The sequence below is a fragment of the Streptomyces sp. NPDC002104 genome, from assembly GCF_053593795.1.
Map to the genome: position 1 here is coordinate 144,540 of NZ_JBSFDF010000014.1, position 18,821 is coordinate 163,360.

Sequence of the window (18,821 nt, forward strand, 5' to 3'; positions counted from 1 at the left end):
ACTCCTCGACGGGCCCGACCGTGCGCCGCACCGCTGGGCCCGCTGTCACCGCAGGACGGATCGCCCGCGCGGACGCCGCGGACGCCCTCCTGGCCGCCCTGTCCGACCCGACGGCGCCGGGCCACCCCATCGGCGTCGCCGCCTGACGACCCCGCCGGGGCCCGCGCCGCCACGACCGGGACCCGCCCCGAACGGTGGTCCCCGTCGTGCGGGGGACGCCCCTGCCCGGGAGGGTGACGGCATGGGGCACTGGTGGTACCGCAACGTCCTGGAGCCGGGGAAGCTGCCGCTGCTCCTCGCGCTGTCGGCGTTCGTCCTCTCCTTCGCCGTGACCCGGGTCATCACCCGGATGATCCGCGCGGGCAAGGGGCCGTTCCGCAACGTCACCCCGGGCGGACTGCACGTCCACCACGCGGTCCCGGGAGTGATCCTGATGACCGTCGGCGGTTTCACGGGCATCGCGGGGGCCGGCCGGTCGGGGTGGGGGGCCGCGGTGGCGGCGGTGCTGTTCGGGATGGGGACGGGGCTGGTCCTGGACGAGTTCGCGCTGATCCTGCACCTGAGCGACGTCTACTGGACCAAGCAGGGCACGATCAGCATCGAGGTCGTGATCATGACGGCGGCGCTGGCGTCGCTGCTCCTCTGCGGGTTCCTTCCACTGGGGGTGGACGGGCTGACGCCCGACGAGGAGCGCAACCGGCTGACGGCCGTCGCCACGGTGGTGGCGAACCTGCTGTTCGCGGTCGTGGCCCTGTTCAAGGGGAAACCCCGGATGGCCGTTCTCGGCGCGGTCGTTCCCCTCATCGCGATGGTCGCCGCCGTACGGCTGGCACGCCCGGCGTCCCCGTGGGCCCGGCGCCTCTACCGCGGCCGGGCCAGGGCCCGGGCCCGGTCCCTCACACGGGCCTACCACCACGACCGGCGCTGGAACGGCCTGCGGCGCCGGGTGGACTACCTCATCGGCGGCGCCCCCAGCCAGTAGGAGACCGGAGGCCGGCAGAAACCCGGAAGGAGGCGCCGCTCCCGACCGTGGGACCGGCGCCTCCTTCGCAGGGCTACGCCTTGCGCGCCCGGGTGGCCTTCTTCGCGGCCGGGGCAGCCGCCTTCTTCGCCGCCGCCGGCTTTGCCGCCGTCTTTGCCGCCGCCGTCTTCGCCGCCGGGGCCGCCGCCTTCTTGCGCGCGGCCGTCTTCTTCGCCGGCTTCGCGGAAGCCGCCGCCGGGGCGTCGGCCTCCAGGATCCGGTCCGCGCCCAGGATGTCCCGCAGGAACTTGCCCGTGTGGCTCGCGCCCACCGAGGCGACCTGCTCGGGCGTGCCCTCGGCGACGACGAGGCCGCCGCCGTAACCGCCCTCGGGGCCCATGTCCACGACCCAGTCCGCGGTCTTGACGACATCGAGGTTGTGCTCGATGACGATCACCGTGTTGCCCTTGTCGACCAGCCCCGACAGCACCTTGATCAGCTTCGAGATGTCCTCGAAGTGCAGACCCGTCGTCGGCTCGTCCAGGACGTACACCGTCCGCCCCGTCGACCGCTTCTGGAGCTCGGAGGCCAGCTTCACGCGCTGCGCCTCGCCGCCCGACAGGGTCGGCGCCGACTGGCCGAGGCGGACGTACCCGAGCCCCACCTCGTTCAGCGTCTTCAGGTGCCGCGAGATCGTCGGAACGGCCTCGAAGAAGCCGGCGGCCTCCTCGATCGGCATGTTCAGGACCTCGGCGATGGACTTGCCCTTGTAGTGGACCTCCAGCGTCTCCCGGTTGTACCGGTCGCCGTGGCAGACCTCGCACGGGACGTACACGTCCGGCAGGAAGTTCATCTCGATCTTGATCGTGCCGTCGCCGGAGCAGTTCTCGCACCGGCCGCCCTTCACGTTGAAGGAGAAGCGGCCCGGCAGATAGCCGCGCACCTTCGCCTCCATCGTCTCCGCGAAGAGCTTGCGGACGTGGTCGAAGACACCGGTGTACGTGGCCGGGTTGGACCGCGGGGTCCGGCCGATCGGCGACTGGTCCACGTGCACGACCTTGTCGACGAGGTCGTCGCCGTCCACCCGCGTGTGCCGTCCCGGCACCGAACGCGCGCCGTTGAGCTCGCGGGCGAGGTGCGTATACAGGATGTCGTTGACCAGCGTCGACTTGCCGGAGCCCGAGACGCCCGTCACCGCCGTGAGCACGCCCAGCGGGAAGGACACGTCGATGTCCCGCAGGTTGTTCTCCTTGGCGCCGTGGACCGTGAGCCTGCGCGAGGGGTCCACGGGACGGCGTACGTCCGGGAGCGGGATGGACCGCTTGCCGGACAGGTACTGACCGGTGATCGACTCGGGGTTCTTCAGCAGCTCCTTCAGCGAGCCGCTGTGCACGACCTTGCCGCCGTGCTCACCGGCGCCGGGGCCGATGTCGACGACCCAGTCGGCCACCTTGATCGTGTCCTCGTCGTGCTCGACGACGATGAGCGTGTTGCCCATGTCCCGCAGCCGCACCAGGGTCTCGATCAGCCGGTGGTTGTCCCGCTGGTGCAGGCCGATGGAGGGCTCGTCCAGCACGTACAGCACGCCCACCAGGCCGGAGCCGATCTGCGTGGCGAGGCGGATGCGCTGGGCCTCGCCGCCCGAGAGGGTGCCGGCGGCGCGGTTGAGCGAGAGGTAGTCCAGGCCGACGTCGACGAGGAAGCGCAGCCGCTCGTTGACCTCCTTGAGGACCCGCTCGGCGATCTTCTTGTCGCGGGCGTCGAGCTTGAGGCGCCCGAGGAAGTCCGCGCACTCGCTGATCGACATCGCGGCGACATCGGCGATCGAGCGGTCCATGACCGTCACCGCGAGCACGATCGGCTTGAGCCGGGTGCCCTGGCAGGTGGGGCAGGGCACCTCGCGCATGTAGCCCTCGAAGCGCTCGCGGCTGGCGTCGCTCTCGGATTCCGAGTGGCGCCGCTTCACGAACGGCACCGCGCCCTCGAAGGCCGTGGTGTAGGCCCGCTCGCGCCCGTACCGGTTGCGGTAGCGGACCTCGATCTGGGTCTTGTGGCCGTACAGCAGGGCCTTCTTCGCCCGCAGCGGCAGCCCGGCCCAGGGGATGTCCGTGCGGAAGCCGAGCTCGCCCGCGAGCGCGCCGATCAGCCGCTGGAAGTAGTCCTTGGTGTGGCCGAGCGACCACGGGGAAACCGCGCCCTCGTCCAGGGACTTGTCCTCGTCCGGGACGATCAGTTCCGGGTCCACCTCCATGCGCGTACCGATGCCGGTGCACTCGGGGCAGGCGCCGAAGGGCGAGTTGAAGGAGAAGGAGCGCGGCTCCAGCTCCTCGAAGGAGAGGTCGTCGTACGGGCAGTAGAGGTGCTCGGAGTACATCCGCTCGCGCTCGGGGTCGTCCTCGGCGAGGTCGACGAAGTCCAGGATCACCATGCCGCCCGACAGCCCGAGGGCCGTCTCCACGGAGTCCGTCAGCCGGCGCTTGGCGCTGTCCTTGACGGTGAGGCGGTCGATGACCACCTCGATGGTGTGCTTCTCCTGCTTCTTCAGCGTGGGCGGCTCGGAGAGCTGGATCGTCTCCCCGTCCACCCGGGCGCGGCTGTAGCCCTTGGTCTGGAGGTCGGCGAAGAGGTCGACGAACTCCCCCTTGCGTTCGCGCACCAGAGGCGACAGCACCTGGAAGCGGCTTCCCTCGGGCAGCCCGAGCACCTTGTCGACGATCGCCTGCGGCGACTGCCGCGAGATCGGCCGGGAGCACTCGGGGCAGTGGGGCTTGCCGATGCGCGCGAAGAGCAGGCGGAGGTAGTCGTAGACCTCGGTGATGGTGCCGACGGTGGAGCGGGGGTTGCGCGAGGTGGACTTCTGGTCGATGGAGACGGCCGGGGAGAGGCCCTCGATGAAGTCGACGTCGGGCTTGTCCATCTGCCCGAGGAACTGGCGGGCGTACGAGGACAGCGACTCGACGTAGCGGCGCTGGCCCTCGGCGAAGATCGTGTCGAAGGCCAGGGAGGACTTGCCCGACCCGGAGAGTCCGGTGAAGACGATGAGCGAGTCGCGCGGCAGGTCAAGAGAAACGTTCTTGAGGTTGTGCTCGCGAGCGCCACGAACGATGAGACGGTCGGTCACGCCGGTCCGCACCTTTCTTGAGAGAGCGGGGGCACTGGCCCCCGTCCCAGGGTATTGGGGGGCGCCTCTGCGGTGGAGTGGGAGACTGGACTCCGAGCGTATAGCACGTGCATTCGATTTCCGGCACTCCGCAGCCCTCTTCACCCGATCGTGTATCGGGAGCCCTCCGGCCACTAGGCTCGGCCGCATGATTGATCATGCGCACGACCTGCGATCCGTTCATGAGGCCACCGACCGGCTGCTGACCGCGGTAGCGAAGCTGGACAACGCGAAGCTCGCCGAAGAGTCACTGCTCCCCGGCTGGACCCGCGGCCACGTCCTGGCGCACCTCGCCCGGAACGCGGACGCCCTGGTCGAGGTGTTCGAGGGCCGCCCGATGTACGAGAGCGCCACCTCCCGGGAGTCCGACATCGAGCGTGATGCGGGGCGTCCTCTGCTGGAACAGCTCGAGGACGTCCGGAATTCCGCGGACCGCTGGTTCGCCGTCGCCGAGCGCCCGCAGGACTGGACCCGCACCGTGGAACTGCGCAACGGCGTCACCGACGCGGCGGCCCGCGTGCCCTTCCGGCGCCTGATCGAGGTCGAGCTGCACCACGTCGACCTGAACATCGGCTACGCGCTCTCCGACCTCTCCGAGGAGTTCACCGGCCGGGAGATCGAGTTCCTCGCGGAGCGCTGGTCGGGCCGCCCGGAGGTGCCGCCGACCGTCCTGTCCGCCACCGACGGGCGCCAGTGGCTGACCGGCTCCGCCGGCGACCCGGCCGTCGCCGTCACCGGCTCCGCCGCCTCGCTCCTGGGCTGGCTCGCCGGCCGCGGGGACAAGGGCGCCTCCCTGACCACCGAGGGCGGCCCCCTGCCGGCCCTCCCTCCGCTCTAGGATCGGTCCATGACGTACAGCGGAGCGGTCAAGGTCGGCGGTCCGGCCGACGTGCACGAACTCTCGGACCTGATGATTTCCAAAGTCGCGGTGGGCGGCATGAACAACAACGCCTACCTGCTGCGCTGCCGGGCCACCGACGAGCAGCTGCTCATCGACGCGGCCGCGGAGCCGGAGACCCTGCTCAACCTGATCGGCGACGGCGGCATCGCTTCCGTGGTCACCACCCACCGGCACGGCGACCACTGGGGCGCGCTGGCGGAGGTGGTCGGGGCGACCGGCGCACGGACGTACGCGGGCGCCCACGACGCGGAGGGCATCCCGGTCACCACCGACGTGCTCGTCGAGGACGGGGACACGATCACGGTCGGCCGGGTCACGCTGACCGCCCGCCACCTGGTCGGCCACACCCCCGGCTCCATCGCGCTGGTCTACGACGACCCGCACGGCCACCCGCACGTGTTCACCGGCGACTGCCTCTTCCCGGGCGGCGTCGGCAACACCTGGGGCGACCCGAAGGCCTTCGTCCAGCTCGTCGACGACGTGGAGCGCCAGCTCTTCGACCGGCTGCCGGACGAGACCTGGGTCTACCCCGGCCACGGCAACGACACCACGCTCGGCGCCGAGCGTCCCCACCTGGCCGAATGGCGCGAGCGCGGCTGGTGAACCGGTCCGGCGCGTCAACCGCGCGCCGGACCGCACTTCCTTCCGGTCAATGCTGACCGAACGCACGTCCTGAGGGGGCGGGGCGGGGTAATTGCTGCACCATGCAACACGACCCCTCCCCCTCCCCCACCCCCTCTCCCTCCTCCGCTGCCTCCCCCGCCGCCTCCCCCTCGATGCTCCGGCTCGCCGCGGCCTCCCTCGTCGGCACCGCCATCGAGTTCTACGACTTCTTCGTCTACGGCACCGCCGCCGCCCTGGTGCTCGGCCCGCTCTTCTTCCCCTCCTTCTCCCCGCTCGCCGGCACCCTCGCCGCCTTCGGCACCTTCGGCGTCGGGTTCCTCGCCCGGCCCCTCGGCTCCGCGCTCTTCGGCCACATCGGCGACCGGTACGGCCGCCGCCCGGTGCTGCTCGCCTCCCTGCTGCTCACCGGCCTGGCCACGGTGGCGGTGGGCTGCGTGCCCTCGTACGCCTCCATCGGGACGGCCGCGCCGGTCCTCCTGGTCCTGCTGCGCTTCCTCCAGGGCCTCGGCCTCGGCGGGGAGTGGGGCGGCGCGGTGCTGCTGACCTCGGAGCACGCTCCCGAAGGGCGGCGCGGACTGTGGTCGAGCTTCCCGCAGATGGGTCCGGCGGTGGGGTTCCTGCTGGCCAACGGCCTGATGCTGACCCTGTCGAGCACGCTGTCCGACGGGCAGTTCGCCGCCTGGGGCTGGCGGGTGCCGTTCTGGGTGGCGGGGCTGCTCGCCCTGAGCGGGCTGTGGCTGCGCCGCTCCGTGGAGGAGACCCCGCAGTTCCGCGCCCTGACCGAGACCGGCCGCCGGGCCGACGCCCCGCTGGCCGAGGTCCTGCGGGGCCACTGGCGCCTGCTCCTGCTGACCGGCGGGGCGCTGGCCGTGGGCTACGCCGTCTTCTACGCGGTCACCACCTGGTCCCTCGCGTACGCCACCGAACACCTCGGCGTGCACCGCTCGGTCATGCTGGCCTGCATCATGGTGGCCGTCGCCCTCAAGGGGGCGGCCACCCCGGTGATCGCGGTGCTCGGCGACCGCCACGGCCGGCGCCCGCTGTGCCTGGCGGGCTGCGCGGCGTCCGCGCTGTGGATGTTCCCCTTCGTGGCGCTGCTGCGCACCGCGCAGCCGCTGCTGATGACCGTGGGCCTCTTCGGCGCCCTGCTCGGCATGGTGACGATGTTCGCGGTGGTGGGCGCGTACCTGCCCGAGCTGTACGCCCCGCGGATCCGCTGCACGGGCGCGGCCGTCGGCTACAACCTCGGCGGGGTGCTGGGCGGTGCGCTGACCCCGATCGTGGCGACGGCGCTGGCGGACGGCTCCGGCCCGCCGTGGGCCGTCGCCGTGTACCTGACGGCGATCGCCCTGGTCTCGCTGGCCTGCTTCGCGCTGCTGCCGGAGACCAATCCCGCGGTCGTACGGCAGCGGACGGGCGGGTACGCGGACGCGGAGAAGGGGGCGGCCGACGCGGCCGCCCCCGTGTAGTCCCGCCAGTCCCGCCCGCCGGCCGCTACTTGGCCTCCACCGGCTTGTGGCCCGGGTACAGGTGGCCGGGGGTCACGATGCGGGTGACCGCCTCGCCGAAGAGGGTGCTGGGCTCCTGGCCCTTGTACAGGTCGTCGGTGGTGAGCAGGATGACCAGGGTCGCCTGCTCCTGCGGCAGGTAGACGGTCAGCGTCTCGTATCCGGGCAGCGAGCCGTTGTGGCCGAGCCAGCCCTGGACGTTGAAGATGCCGAGCCCGTAGCCGTCGCCGGGGATGATGCCGATCGGCTGGGTCTTCAGCCGCTCGGCCTGCGTCGCGGGGGTCAGGAGGGTTCCGGTGGCCAGGGTCTTGGCCCAGCTGCGCAGGTCCTGGAGGTCGGAGGCCATCGCGCCGGCCGCCCAGGCCCAGGACGGGTCGAAGTCCGTCGCGTCCACGATCGTGCCGCCGGGCAGATCGTTGGTGTAGCCGTTCGCGTGCGGCTCGGGGAACGTCGTCCCCGTCGCGAGGACGGTGCGCCCGCTCAGCCCCGCGGGCTTCACGACGTCCTGCGCGATGACCTCCTGGAGCGGCCGGCCGGTGATCTTCTCCACCAGCAGGCCGAGCAGGATCAGATTGGTGTTGGAGTACTCGAACTTCGCGCCCGGCTGGAAGTTCACCGGGTGCTTGAAGGAGATGTCGAGCAGCTGCTGCGGGGTGAAAGTGGAGGTGCCGTTGAGCTCCTTGGCGAAGCCCGGGTCCTCGCTGTAGTTGTAGAGCCCGCTGCGCATGCCCGCGAGTTCGCGCAGGGTGATGCGGTCCCCGTTGGGGACACCGCTGATGTACCTGCCGATCGGGTCGTCCAGGGCGAGTTTGCCCTGGTCCACGAGCTGGAGGAGGGCGGTGACCGTGAACGTCTTGGTCTCGCTGCCGATGCGCACCCCGAGATCGGGCGTCATGGGTGCGCCGGTCGCCTTGTCGGCCACGCCGAAGGACTTCACGTAGCTGCCCTTGCCGGGGGCCCACAGCCCCACGGTCGCGCCCGGCACCTTCGTCAGGTCCATGACCTGACGGACCGCCGCGTCCAGTCGGGCCGCAACGGCCGGGGTGAGCTGCGGGAACTCCGTATCGCCACCTGGGGACGGGGCGGCGGACACGGACGGGGCCGGGACGGTCGCCCCGTACGCGGAGCCCGCGACGGCCGGGACGATGAGCAGGCCGGCGGCGGCGATCGCCGTACAGGCCCTGCGCATCCTGATGCGGGTCGGCCTCATGGGTCGGCCTCCTGTCGTACGACGACGAGGGCAACGTCCCACCAGCCTAGGCCCGCACCACCCCGGTCGCGCGGCGGCGACCGGGGTGGCACCGGGTCAGGCGTCGATGCGCTCCGGACCGCCCTCGGCGGCCTCGGCGGCCTCGGCCTCCGCCTGCTTCTTCGAGGCGATGAGGCTGGTGATCGTGGTGATCACCAGGACGCCGCAGATGACGCCGAGGGAGACCGGGATGGAGATCTGCGGGACGTGCAGGCCCGACTCGTGCAGGGCGTGCAGCACGAGCTTGATGCCGATGAAGCCGAGGATGACGGAGAGGCCGTAGCTGAGGTGGACCAGCTTCTTGAGCAGTCCGCCGATGAGGAAGTACAGCTGGCGCAGACCCATCAGTGCGAAGGCGTTCGCGGTGAAGACGATGTACGGGTCCTGGGTGAGGCCGAAGATCGCGGGGATCGAGTCCAGGGCGAACAGCACGTCGGTGGTGCCGATGGCGAGCATGACGACCATCAGGGGGGTCAGGACGCGCTTGCCGTTGTTCCGGATGAAGAGCTTGGTGCCGTGGTAGCGGTCGGCGACGCCGAACTTCTTCTCGATGGACTTCAGGAGACGGTTCTCCTCGAACTCCTCGTCCTCTTCGTCCTTGCGGGCTTCCTGGATCAGCTTCCACGCGGTGTAGATGAGGAACGCGCCGAAGATGTAGAAGACCCACGAGAAGTTGGTGATGATCGCGGCGCCCGCGGCGATGAAGATGGCGCGCAGGACCAGGGCGATCAGTACGCCGATCAGCAGGACGCGCTGCTGGAGCTGCGAGGGGACGGCGAACTTCGCCATGATCAGGACGAAGACGAAGAGGTTGTCCACGCTCAGCGACTTCTCGGTGATGAAGCCGGCGAAGAACTCCTGCGAGGCCTGCCCCTGCCCGAGCACCAGCAGGCCGATGCCGAAGAGCACCGCGAGGACGATCCAGACGACCGTCCAGATGCCCGCTTCCTTCATGGAAACGTCGTGCGGTTTGCGGCCGATGAAGAAATCGGCGCCGATGAGGATGCCCAGACCGAGAATGGTCAGCACCCAGATGGTCAAAGAAACGTCCACTGTGAACACGCCTCCGGCAGATGGCTCAGCACTTTGTCAGCGTCATCGCTGCCGGAGGTCTCTTCCACCCGGACGGCCAGGAGGCCACGGGCCGGCGCCCCGGGACCGATTGCAGTCCGTATTGACGGGCACGCCGTAGCAGGAAAGCAGGAATACTCCCCTCCGCACTCAGCAGCGTACCCGCCAGAGGCGCCCAAGGTAAAGGGAAGACCAAGAACTGGTCAGCGGCCGGTCATCGAGGCGGGTGGTCGAGGCCGGGCGGCGGACCGCCCGGCGACCGCTACCGCGCGCCGCCCCGGGCCGCCGCGACCCGCTCCAGCGCCTGTTCCAGGACCCGGCTGCGCTGCGGCGGCAGGTCCGGCTCGAAGGTCCAGGCGTGGTGGACCCAGGGGTCGGCGAGGTGGTTGTCCGGGACGGGCGACAGCCGCATCAGCGAGCGCCACAACGGATCCAGCAGCGGCCCGTAGGCCGAGGCCTCGTCACGGTCCGCGACCATCAGGAGGTGCACGCCGACCGCCGGGCCCTCGTCGGCGAGATAGCGCAGACGGGTGACGGCGCGGTCGTCGAACCCGTGCGGGAAGTCGTGCACGATCAGCAGCTGGTCGGCGGTGTCCACATCCGGCGGCAGGTCCTCCGGAGCTCCGGCCCGCACCGCCATCTGTACGAGGTCCACCCGGCGGGTCAGCCGCTCCAGGGTCTCGGTGACCCCCGCGGCCCCGGCCGCCGGCGGCCCGGCCAGCACTCCGGCGCGCACCAGCGGGGCCAGCGAACCGGCTCCGGCCCCGGCCGCGTCGATGACGTGGACGGCGAACCGGCCGGCGGGGTGGACGGCCAGCATCCGCGCCGCGTGGGCGACGGCCATGTCCATGGCGGCCCGGCGCAGCCGGTCGGTGTCCATCGCCATGGCCGCCTCGGAGCCGGTGCGGCCGTTGTCGATCCACAGGCCGCGCTCCGGCGGGACCCGGACGAGCATCGGGATGCGCAGGCCGGGCCGCTCGGGCAGGTGGAGGTCGCCCAGGCGCAGGGCGAGGGGGGCCTCGACGGGCACGGTGTGCGCCTGCCAGACCGGGTTGTCCCAGCGCGCGTACGCGGCGGGCAGCGCGGGCTCGACCACCTCGGACTCGGCGGTGAGCTGGACCAGGTCCCGGTCGAGGACCTCCTGCGCCCGCGCGACCAGTTCCTCGCGGCGGGCCCGGGCGGTGTCCCGGGCGGCGTTGCCGGAGCCGCCGAGCCGGTGGCGCGGGTCGGACAGCGCCTCGCCGAGCTCGCGGTCCATCCGGGAGTCGGCGAACTCGACGGCGCCGCGGTAGGCGGCGACGGCGCGGGCCAGGTCCTCGAACATGCCCCAGACCTGGTTGTAGAGCCGCTCCTCCATGGACCAGCCGCTCGCGTCCCCGGCGACGGGGCGGGGCGCCTCGCCGGGCCGCGGCGGCTCGGCCGGGCGCGGCGCGGGCTCGGGCGGCTCGGTGCTGGTGCGGCGGCGCGGGTGGGCGTAGCTGATCGTGGGCGGACCGCCGGCGGTGTCCGCAGCCGGCTCCGGGGGCGGCGGCGGGGGCGTGGGTGCGGGCGGCGCGTCCTGCGGGACGGCGGCCGGAGCCGGGCCCCGGAGCCCGTGCGGCAGGGTCGGCGCGGACGGGGTGGGCATCACGGCCAGGGTGATGTCACCGGCCGGCAGCGGTGTCCCGAGCACGGCGTCGGCCAGCAGCACGGCGGTCGGCGCGGGCAGACCCGCGTCGGTCAGGAGCGCGCCGAGGCCGGCGGCGTACCCCTGGCCGACGGCGCGCACCTTCCAGGCGCCCTGGCGGCGGTACAGCTCCAGGGCCACGACGGCGGTCTCCGACTCCAGTCCGGTCAGCGTGTACCCGGCGAGCTCCGCGCCCTCCGGGTCGGCCACGGACACGTAGGAGGCGGGGACCGCGCCGAAGGTGCCCGGCCCGCCGGGCGGCAGGACCAGGACGAGGCCGACCCGGTGGACGGCCGGAGCCACCGCGTCGAGGTCGACCGCTATGCGGTGCTGCCCGGAGGCCTCCCCGGGCACTTCCAGCCCGGGAAGGGTGCGGGCGCCCGGGTGGGCGACCGCCCCGGGGCCGGCGAGCCGGCCCGTGTCGTCGCCGAGGTGGGCCAGGGCGAGCACGGGCGTGCCCGCCGAGACCCTGATCTCCACCCGGCTCCGGGACAGGGGGTGGTTCTGCCCCCGGACCAGTTCGGCCGTCATCGTGCAGCCCCTCCCCCGTACCCGGTTTTCCGCCGGGCCCTCGATCGTGCCCGGCCCTGCTGTGCCGTACTGCTGTTCCGCTGTTCTGCTGTTCTGCTGTTCCGCGTGCTGCCGGTCCTGCTTACAGGTGCGGCAGGATCGCCGGCATCAGGTCCTGGAAGGTGCGGCCGTTGGCCGGGTTCCCGAGGGCCGTCATCTGCCAGCCGCCGCCGACGCGCGACACCTTCGCCATGATCTGAGCGGTGTACTGGCCGCCACCGTCCAGCGTGTAGCGGGCCAGCTCCTGGCCGTTGGTCTCGTCGACGATGCGGCAGAAGGCGTTCTCCACCTCCTGGAACGTCTGGCCGGTGAAGGAGTTCACCGTGAAGACGATCTGGTCGATGTGCACCGGCACGCGCTGCAGGTCGACGAGGATCGACTCGTCGTCCCCGCCCTGGCCGACGCCGCCGACGAGGTTGTCACCGGTGTGCTTGACCGAGCCGTCGTCGCTCTGCAGGTGCCGGAAGAAGACGACGTCCACGGGCTGCTTGTCGGCGAAGAGCACCGCCGACGCGTCGAGGTCGATCTCCCGGGTCCGCGAGCCGAACAGCCCCCGGCGCTTGGCCGCCTGCCAGCCGAGGCCCATCCGGACCGCGGTCAGCGTGCCTCCGTCCGCCTTCTGCAGACTGATGGCCTGACCCTTGGTCATGTTGACCGTCACGCGCTGTCCCCTCTCCATAGCCCTCCCCCGATGGGGGTGCGCAGCATGTGCCTGCGGCTGTGCCAACCCTACTGACCGCCTCCGGGTCAGGCGAGGCCCGCTTCCTTCATCTGTCGCAGCTCCTTCTTCAGCTCGCCGACCTCGTCCCGGATCCGGGCCGCGACCTCGAACTGCAGCTCCGCGGCCGCGCCCCGCATCCGCTCGGTCATCTGCTCGATGAGCGCGGCCAGTTCGGCGGCGGGACGGTCGGTGGCCGCCACGGGCCCCTTGGCCCCCTTGGCGCCCTTCGCCCCGGCCTTGCCGCCCGCCGTGGCCTGCGCCGCCTTGCCGCCGAGCGCCGGGACGGGCGCCTTGAGGGCCTTGCCGTCCTTGGTCTGCCGGTAGCCGGTGCCGAGCAGCTCCTCGGTGTCGAGTTCCTCGCGGGCGATCGTGGCCACGATGTCGTTGATCTTCTTGCGCAGCGGCTGCGGGTCGATCCCGTGGGCCGTGTTGTAGGCGACCTGCTTCTCGCGGCGGCGGTTCGTCTCGTCGATCGCCTGGGCCATCGCCGGGGTGATGCTGTCCGCGTACATGTGGACCTGGCCGGAGACGTTGCGCGCCGCGCGTCCGATGGTCTGGATCAGCGAGGTCCCCGAGCGCAGGAAGCCCTGCTTGTCGGCGTCCAGGATGGCCACCAGCGAGACCTCGGGCAGGTCGAGCCCCTCGCGGAGCAGGTTGATGCCGACCAGGACGTCGTACTCGCCGGCCCGCAGCTCGCGCAGCAGCTCGATGCGGCGCAGGGTGTCCACGTCGCTGTGCAGGTAGCGGACCTGGATGCCGAGCTCCAGGAAGTAGTCGGTGAGGTCCTCGGCCATTTTCTTGGTGAGGGTGGTGACCAGGACCCGCTCGTCCTTCTCCACCCGCTGGCGGATCTCGTGCACCAGGTCGTCGATCTGGCCCTCGGTGGGCTTGACCACGACCTCCGGGTCGATGAGACCGGTCGGGCGGATGATCTGCTCGACGAAGCCGTCGCCGCGCGAGAGCTCGTACTTGCCCGGGGTGGCCGACAGGTAGACGGTCTGACCGATCCGCTCCTGGAACTCCTCCCACTTCAGCGGCCGGTTGTCCAGGGCGGAGGGGAGCCGGAAGCCGTGGTCGACCAGGGTCCGCTTGCGGGAGGCGTCGCCCTCGTACATCGCGCCGATCTGGGGCACCGTGACGTGCGATTCGTCGATGACGAGGAGGAAGTCCTCGGGGAAGTAGTCGATGAGGGTGTTCGGGGCGGAGCCGCGCTCGCGGTCGTCCATGTGCAGCGAGTAGTTCTCGATGCCGGAGCAGGAGCCGATCTGGCGCATCATCTCCAGGTCGTAGGTGGTGCGCATGCGCAGGCGCTGCGCCTCCAGCATCTTGCCCTGCTTCTCCAGCTCGGCGAGGCGCTCGGCGAGCTCGGCCTCGATGCCGCGCACCGCCTTCTCCATGCGCTCGGGGCCGGCGACGTAGTGGCTCGCGGGGAAGACGTACAGCTCGCGGTCCTCGCTGATCACCTCGCCGGTCAGCGGGTGCAGGGTCGACAGGGCCTCGATCTCGTCGCCGAACATCTCGATGCGGACGGCCAGTTCCTCGTAGACCGGGAAGATCTCGATGGTGTCGCCGCGCACCCGGAAGGTGCCGCGGGTGAAGGCCACGTCGTTGCGGGTGTACTGGATGTCGACGAAGCGGCGCAGGAGCTGGTCCCGGTCCATCTCCTCGCCCACCTTGAGGGGGACCATCCGGTCCACGTACTCCTGCGGGGTGCCGAGGCCGTAGATGCAGGACACGGAGGCGACGACGATGACGTCGCGCCGGGTGAGGAGGGAATTGGTCGCGGAGTGGCGCAGCCGCTCCACCTCCTCGTTGATCGAGGAGTCCTTCTCGATGTAGGTGTCCGACTGCGGTACGTACGCCTCGGGCTGGTAGTAGTCGTAGTACGAGACGAAGTACTCGACCGCGTTGTTCGGCAGGAGCTCGCGGAACTCGTTCGCCAGCTGGGCGGCGAGCGTCTTGTTCGGCGCCATCACCAGGGTGGGCCGCTGGAGCTTCTCGATCATCCAGGCGGTCGTCGCCGACTTGCCGGTTCCGGTCGCGCCGAGCAGCACGACATCCTTCTCACCTGCACGGATGCGCTTCTCCAGCTCGGCGATGGCCGTCGGCTGGTCACCGCTGGGCGTGTAGGAACTGACGACCTCGAAAGGCGCCACCGTGCGTTCGATCTTCGATACGGGCCGCATGGGTCAACCGTACGACCACCCACTGACACTCGGGGCCCGCCCGCCCCGGGAGGAGTCGTGCGCGCCTGGTCCGTTTGTCGTAGTTCGGTGGCGGCCCGGTGATCGCCAACCCCATGATCGCCGTACGCGGCTCTCCCTGAAAGCGCGTCGGAAACGCACCGCCGCCAGTGCCCCGCCGCAACGAATGCCGCTCCGCGCCCGTTTGACGGCGGGAGCAGGGCCCATGACCCGAGGAGAACGCGCATGTACGTCCGATCCGCCGCCGCGGCCACCGCCGCCTTCCTGGGACTCGCCCTGACCGTGTGCGGTACGGGCTCCGCCTCGGCCGCACCCGGTCCGGACTGGCTGTCCAACCCGATCGTGTACGCCCACCGGGGGGCTTCGGCCTACGCCCCGGAGAACACCCTGGAGTCGATCGACCTCGCCATGGAGATGGGCTTCGCCTGGGTGGAGAACGACGTCCAGCGCACCAGGGACGGGGAGCTCGTCGTCATCCACGACGACACCCTGACCCGGACGACCGACGTCGAGCAGGTGTTCCCCGACCGGGCGCCCTGGCGGGTCAAGGACTTCACCGCGGCGGAGATCGCCCGGCTGGACGCGGGGAGCTGGTTCGGACAGGAGTTCGCGGGCGCCCGCGTACCGACCCTGCGGCAGTACATGAACCGGGTCCAGCGCAACCAGCAGCGGCTGCTCCTGGAGATCAAGAAGCCGGAGCTCTACCCGGGGATCGAGCAGCAGACCCTGGACGTGCTGGCCGCGACCGGCTGGCTCGAGGAGAACCACGTGGCCCGCCGGCTGGTCGTCCAGAGCTTCAGCGCCGCCTCGGTGCGCACCGTGCACGAGCTGCGCCCCGACCTGTACACGGCCTTCCTCGGCACCCCGGCCCTCGCCGACCTGCCGCGGTACGCCGCGTTCGCCGACCGGATCAACCCCTGGTACACCACCATCGACGGCGACTGGGTCTCCGCGGTGCACCAGCTGCACGGCCCCCACGGCAAGGCCCTGGAGGTGGACACCTGGATCGTGGACGACGCCGCGACCGCCCTGAAGGTCCAGGACATGGGCGTGGACGGGATCATCACCGACAGGCCCGACGTCGTACGGGAAGCGGTCGGCGGCTACTGACGGGCGGCTGACGGCTGCCGACGGGCGGCTGACGCGCGGCTGACGCGCGGCTGACGGGCGGCGCTGTCACCGGCGCGTCGTACGGTGAGGAGGTGGACACTCCTGAGCCCCGCGGGCCGCACCTCGAATGGACCGTCGTCGACACCGGCGACACCGGCATCGGGCCGCTGCTCCTCGCCGCCACCCCCGAGGGCCTGGTCAAGGTCGAGTTCCACGCCGGACCGGACCGGGCCGCGCGGCTGATCGGCGCGCTGGTCTCCCGGCTCGGCGCCGACGCCCGGCGCCCGCCGCCGGGCGAAGAGGTCCTGCTGGCCGAGCCGATACGCCAGCTGAAGGCCTACTTCGCCGGGACGCTGCGCCGCTTCGACCTGCCGCTGGACTGGCGGCTCAGCTCCGGCTTCAACCGGCAGGTCCTCCTGGAACTGGACCGCACCGTGCCCTACGGGGCGGTCGTGGGGTACGGCGAACTCGCCGCCCGGGCCGGAGCCCCGGGGGCGGCCCAGGCCGTCGGCAACGCCATGGGCTCGAACCCGCTGCCGCTGGTGGTGGCCTGCCACCGGGTCGTGGAGAACGACGGGGGCATCGGCGGCTTCGGCGGCGGCGTGGAGACCAAGCGCCGCCTCCTCGCCCTGGAGGGCGTCCTGCCCGAGCCGCTGTTCTGAGGCGCCCGGCCGTGCTCCCGGTGCTCCCCGCGCTCCCGCAATCCCTGTTCCGCCCGCCCGCGCAGGAGTGCGAAACTGCGGCGGTGACCACACCTTGCGCCGCGCCCGCAGCCCTTCCGCACCCGTGCCGGAGGTGTACCGCGTGAGCACCGCGCCCGGCACCGACCGGTCCGCCGCCGCCGTCACCGCCGCCGACCTGCCGCGGCTGCGGCGGCGCACCTCCGGGGTTCTGATCGCCGGCCAGGTGCTGGGCGGGATCGGCGTGCCCATCAGCATCGCCCTGGCCCCGGTCCTGGCCACCGAGGTCAGCGGCACGGAGTCGCTCTCCGGTTTCGCCTCGACCGCCTCCGTGATCGGCACCGCGGCCGTCTCCCTGCCGCTCGCCGCGCTGATGACCGCGCGCGGCCGCCGACCCGGTCTGGTCCTCGCCTACGTGATCGGCGCGGCCGGGGCCGCCCTCGTCGTCCTCGCCGCCTCGGTCAAGAGCTTCCCGCTGCTGATGATCGGCATGGCCGCCTTCGGAGCCGCCTCCTCGGCCAACCTCCAGGCCCGCTTCGCCGCCGCCGACCTCGCCGAGCCCGACCACCGGGCCCGGGCGATCTCCGTCGTCGTCTGGGCGTCCACCATCGGCGCCGTGCTCGGCCCCAACCTCTCCGCACCGGCCAGCCGCAGCTTCGAGGGCACCTCCATACCCCCGACGGCGGGGCCCTTCATTTGGGCCGGCGCCGTCTTCCTGCTCACCGCCACACTGATCGGCGTACTCCTGCGCCCGGATCCCCTCCTCACGGCCCGCGCGCTCGCCCCGTCCGGGGACCAGACCCGCGCCGGGCGTTCCCTGCGCGCCGGGTTCGCGGCCGTCAAGGCCTCCCCCCGGGCCCGGCTCGCGCTGCTCACCATCGCGGTCTCGCACACCGCCATGGTCTCGATCATGGTGATGACCCCGGTCGACCTCGGACACCACGGAGCCGGGCTCCAGCTCATCGGACTGGTCATCAGCGGGCACATCGCCGGCATGTTCGGCTTCTCGCCGGTGATGGGATGGCTCGCGGACCGGATCGGCCGGCTGTCCGTGATCGGGCTCGCCGCCGGGCTGCTGTCCGTCGCCGCACTGCTCGCCGGCACGGCCGACGGGAACCACACCCAGAGCGCCGCCGGACTCTTCCTGCTCGGCCTGGGCTGGTCCGCCGGCATGGTGTCCGGCTCGGCGCTGCTGACCGACTCCGTGCCGCAGGCCGCGCGGGCCGCCGTACAGGGTCTGGGCGACCTCACCATGAACACGGCCGCCGGCGTCGGCGGCGCCGCCGCCGGGCTGGTCATGTCCCAGGCGGGCTACGGCTGGCTCAACGCGGCGGCCGCGGCCCTGCTCCTGCCGATGGCGGCGCTCGCGCTGTTCACCTCACGGCGCCGCCCGGCGCACTCGCCGGGTACCCCGGGTACCACTCAGTAGCTGATGTGGTAGGCCTTCCGGAGCGTCTCGTGGACGGTCCAGGTGGTCCTGTCACCCTCCCGGAGGACGCAAGCGGACCCGGGCCCGACCTCCAGGGTCTCGCCGCCCTCCACCTCGATGGTGGCGCGACCGCTGACCACCACGAACAGCTCGTTCGCCTCGGTGTCGGTGACTACGCCCGGGGTGATCTGCCAGATCCCGCGCACCTGCGAGCCGTCCGGCGCCTCCCACAGCACCTTGCCCGTCACGACGGGGTTCCCGGAGACGATCTGCGCGGGGTCGAGCTCGTCCGCTTCGAGCTCGGAGTCGGGGACGTCCGGAAGCGAAACGGCGAAGGAGGCGGGTCCGGGGGCCTCACGGTGATGATCACTTGTACTCATGATCCGGGAGCCTAATCGGGCCGCCCGGCCCACCGCGGCGACCAGACCGTCCACCGCGCGCCCGCCCCACCCACCACCCTGTCGAGCGGCGACCCGCCTCCACCACGCGCACCTCCTGAACGCGAATCCCTCGCCACTCGGCCCTGCCGAACCGCCCCGCCACGCCGGCACCCCTGCCGGACCGACCCAGGCGGGCCTCCCCGCCGCCGCCCCGCCACGCCGGCACCTCTGACGAACCGGCCCTGGCGGCCCTCCCCCGCCTTCCGGCCGCTGCACCAAAAGCCCCGTCCGGCGGAGGCCACCACCGTCCCGGCGGGGGTCCGGTGGGCGGGTGCGGCTGGTTGCGCCCTGCGGGGCGAGGTCCCCTACCCACCCTTCCCCCGTTCCCCGGGCTCCGCCCGGACCCGTACGTGCGCTCCGCGCCCGTGCCCTCAAACGCCGGGCGGGCTGGTTTTGCCGCAGCACGACAGAATCCGGCCCCGCCGGCACTTGAGCCCGGAACCACGGGCGCAGCCCGGGGGGCGGGCGCAGCCCGGAACCACGGGCGCAGCCCGGGGGGCGGGCGCAGCCCGGAACCACGGGCGCAG

General features: G+C 71.9%; 15 protein-coding genes. 8 read left to right on the top strand and 7 right to left on the bottom strand.

Annotation, left to right across the window (positions count from 1 at the left end; all coding sequences use genetic code 11):
* Window positions 1-20 precede the first annotated feature (20 nt).
* Both ACWCP2_RS15505 and ACWCP2_RS15510 read left to right on the top strand, forming a co-directional pair.
* A complete protein-coding gene (locus tag ACWCP2_RS15505) occupies window positions 21-146 on the top strand; it encodes a hypothetical protein (protein WP_450909080.1) in 126 nt (41 codons plus the stop codon).
* Window positions 147-241: 95 nt separating this feature from the next.
* Complete coding sequence (locus ACWCP2_RS15510) at window positions 242-982, top strand: hypothetical protein (RefSeq protein ID WP_450909081.1); 741 nt, start codon at window positions 242-244, stop codon at window positions 980-982.
* Window positions 983-1,055: 73 nt separating this feature from the next.
* On the opposite strand, the gene uvrA is transcribed toward ACWCP2_RS15510, so the two are convergent.
* Entirely contained in the window at window positions 1,056-4,082 is a 3,027-nt protein-coding gene (uvrA, locus tag ACWCP2_RS15515) for an excinuclease ABC subunit UvrA (RefSeq protein ID WP_450909082.1), read from the bottom strand.
* A 187-nt stretch (window positions 4,083-4,269) separates the two neighbouring features.
* Here uvrA and ACWCP2_RS15520 point away from each other — a divergent pair, with 187 nt between their 5' ends.
* The 3 genes from ACWCP2_RS15520 (at window position 4,270) to ACWCP2_RS15530 (ending at window position 7,115) form a co-directional block, all read left to right on the top strand.
* Entirely contained in the window at window positions 4,270-4,959 is a 690-nt protein-coding gene (locus tag ACWCP2_RS15520) for a maleylpyruvate isomerase family mycothiol-dependent enzyme (protein ID WP_450909083.1), read from the top strand.
* Between the two features lie 9 nt (window positions 4,960-4,968).
* Window positions 4,969-5,625, top strand: a complete 657-nt coding sequence (locus ACWCP2_RS15525; RefSeq protein ID WP_450909084.1) for an MBL fold metallo-hydrolase — start codon at window positions 4,969-4,971, stop codon at window positions 5,623-5,625.
* Between the two features lie 173 nt (window positions 5,626-5,798).
* Entirely contained in the window at window positions 5,799-7,115 is a 1,317-nt protein-coding gene (locus ACWCP2_RS15530) for an MFS transporter (RefSeq protein WP_450909101.1), read from the top strand.
* A gap of 25 nt (window positions 7,116-7,140) precedes the next feature.
* Here the strand turns inward: ACWCP2_RS15530 and ACWCP2_RS15535 are convergent, their stop codons facing one another.
* The 5 genes from ACWCP2_RS15535 to uvrB form a co-directional block, all read right to left on the bottom strand.
* Window positions 7,141-8,364, bottom strand: a complete 1,224-nt coding sequence (locus ACWCP2_RS15535) for a serine hydrolase domain-containing protein (RefSeq protein WP_450909085.1) — start codon at window positions 8,362-8,364, stop codon at window positions 7,141-7,143.
* A gap of 96 nt (window positions 8,365-8,460) precedes the next feature.
* Window positions 8,461-9,456 (bottom strand): TerC family protein, encoded by a 996-nt coding sequence (locus ACWCP2_RS15540; protein WP_450909086.1) that lies wholly within the window; start codon window positions 9,454-9,456, stop codon window positions 8,461-8,463.
* A 280-nt stretch (window positions 9,457-9,736) separates the two neighbouring features.
* The gene (locus tag ACWCP2_RS15545; RefSeq protein ID WP_450909087.1) at window positions 9,737-11,671 is read right to left on the bottom strand and encodes a TerD family protein; all 1,935 of its coding nucleotides are present in this window, start codon (window positions 11,669-11,671) and stop codon (window positions 9,737-9,739) included.
* Between the two features lie 121 nt (window positions 11,672-11,792).
* Window positions 11,793-12,371 (bottom strand): TerD family protein, encoded by a 579-nt coding sequence (locus ACWCP2_RS15550; RefSeq protein ID WP_274552476.1) that lies wholly within the window; start codon window positions 12,369-12,371, stop codon window positions 11,793-11,795.
* An 86-nt stretch (window positions 12,372-12,457) separates the two neighbouring features.
* Window positions 12,458-14,617, bottom strand: a complete 2,160-nt coding sequence (gene uvrB, locus ACWCP2_RS15555) for an excinuclease ABC subunit UvrB (RefSeq protein WP_450909088.1) — start codon at window positions 14,615-14,617, stop codon at window positions 12,458-12,460.
* A gap of 243 nt (window positions 14,618-14,860) precedes the next feature.
* Between uvrB and ACWCP2_RS15560 the strand changes: the two genes are divergently transcribed.
* The 3 genes from ACWCP2_RS15560 to ACWCP2_RS15570 all read left to right on the top strand — a co-directional run bounded on the left by ACWCP2_RS15560 (window position 14,861) and on the right by ACWCP2_RS15570 (window position 17,854).
* Complete coding sequence (locus ACWCP2_RS15560; RefSeq protein WP_450909089.1) at window positions 14,861-15,745, top strand: glycerophosphodiester phosphodiesterase; 885 nt, start codon at window positions 14,861-14,863, stop codon at window positions 15,743-15,745.
* Window positions 15,746-15,837: 92 nt separating this feature from the next.
* The gene (locus tag ACWCP2_RS15565) at window positions 15,838-16,407 is read left to right on the top strand and encodes a methylated-DNA--[protein]-cysteine S-methyltransferase (RefSeq protein WP_450909090.1); all 570 of its coding nucleotides are present in this window, start codon (window positions 15,838-15,840) and stop codon (window positions 16,405-16,407) included.
* Window positions 16,408-16,549: 142 nt separating this feature from the next.
* The gene (locus ACWCP2_RS15570; protein WP_450909091.1) at window positions 16,550-17,854 is read left to right on the top strand and encodes an MFS transporter; all 1,305 of its coding nucleotides are present in this window, start codon (window positions 16,550-16,552) and stop codon (window positions 17,852-17,854) included.
* On the opposite strand, the gene ACWCP2_RS15575 is transcribed toward ACWCP2_RS15570, so the two are convergent.
* Entirely contained in the window at window positions 17,848-18,234 is a 387-nt protein-coding gene (locus tag ACWCP2_RS15575) for a cupin domain-containing protein (RefSeq protein ID WP_450909092.1), read from the bottom strand. The two genes, ACWCP2_RS15570 and ACWCP2_RS15575, sit on opposite strands and share 7 nt — an antisense overlap.
* Window positions 18,235-18,821 lie beyond the last annotated feature (587 nt).

Coding starts and splice junctions, on each gene's coding strand:
- ACWCP2_RS15510 (WP_450909081.1), top strand. CDS start 242: ATGGGGCACTGGTGGTACCGCAACGTCCTGGAGCCGGGGAAGCTGCCG.
- ACWCP2_RS15520 (WP_450909083.1), top strand. CDS start 4,270: ATGATTGATCATGCGCACGACCTGCGATCCGTTCATGAGGCCACCGAC.
- ACWCP2_RS15525 (WP_450909084.1), top strand. CDS start 4,969: ATGACGTACAGCGGAGCGGTCAAGGTCGGCGGTCCGGCCGACGTGCAC.
- ACWCP2_RS15530 (WP_450909101.1), top strand. CDS start 5,799: ATGCTCCGGCTCGCCGCGGCCTCCCTCGTCGGCACCGCCATCGAGTTC.
- ACWCP2_RS15535 (WP_450909085.1), bottom strand. CDS start 8,364: ATGAGGCCGACCCGCATCAGGATGCGCAGGGCCTGTACGGCGATCGCC.
- ACWCP2_RS15545 (WP_450909087.1), bottom strand. CDS start 11,671: ATGACGGCCGAACTGGTCCGGGGGCAGAACCACCCCCTGTCCCGGAGC.
- uvrB (WP_450909088.1), bottom strand. CDS start 14,617: ATGCGGCCCGTATCGAAGATCGAACGCACGGTGGCGCCTTTCGAGGTC.
- ACWCP2_RS15560 (WP_450909089.1), top strand. CDS start 14,861: ATGTACGTCCGATCCGCCGCCGCGGCCACCGCCGCCTTCCTGGGACTC.
- ACWCP2_RS15575 (WP_450909092.1), bottom strand. CDS start 18,234: ATGAGTACAAGTGATCATCACCGTGAGGCCCCCGGACCCGCCTCCTTC.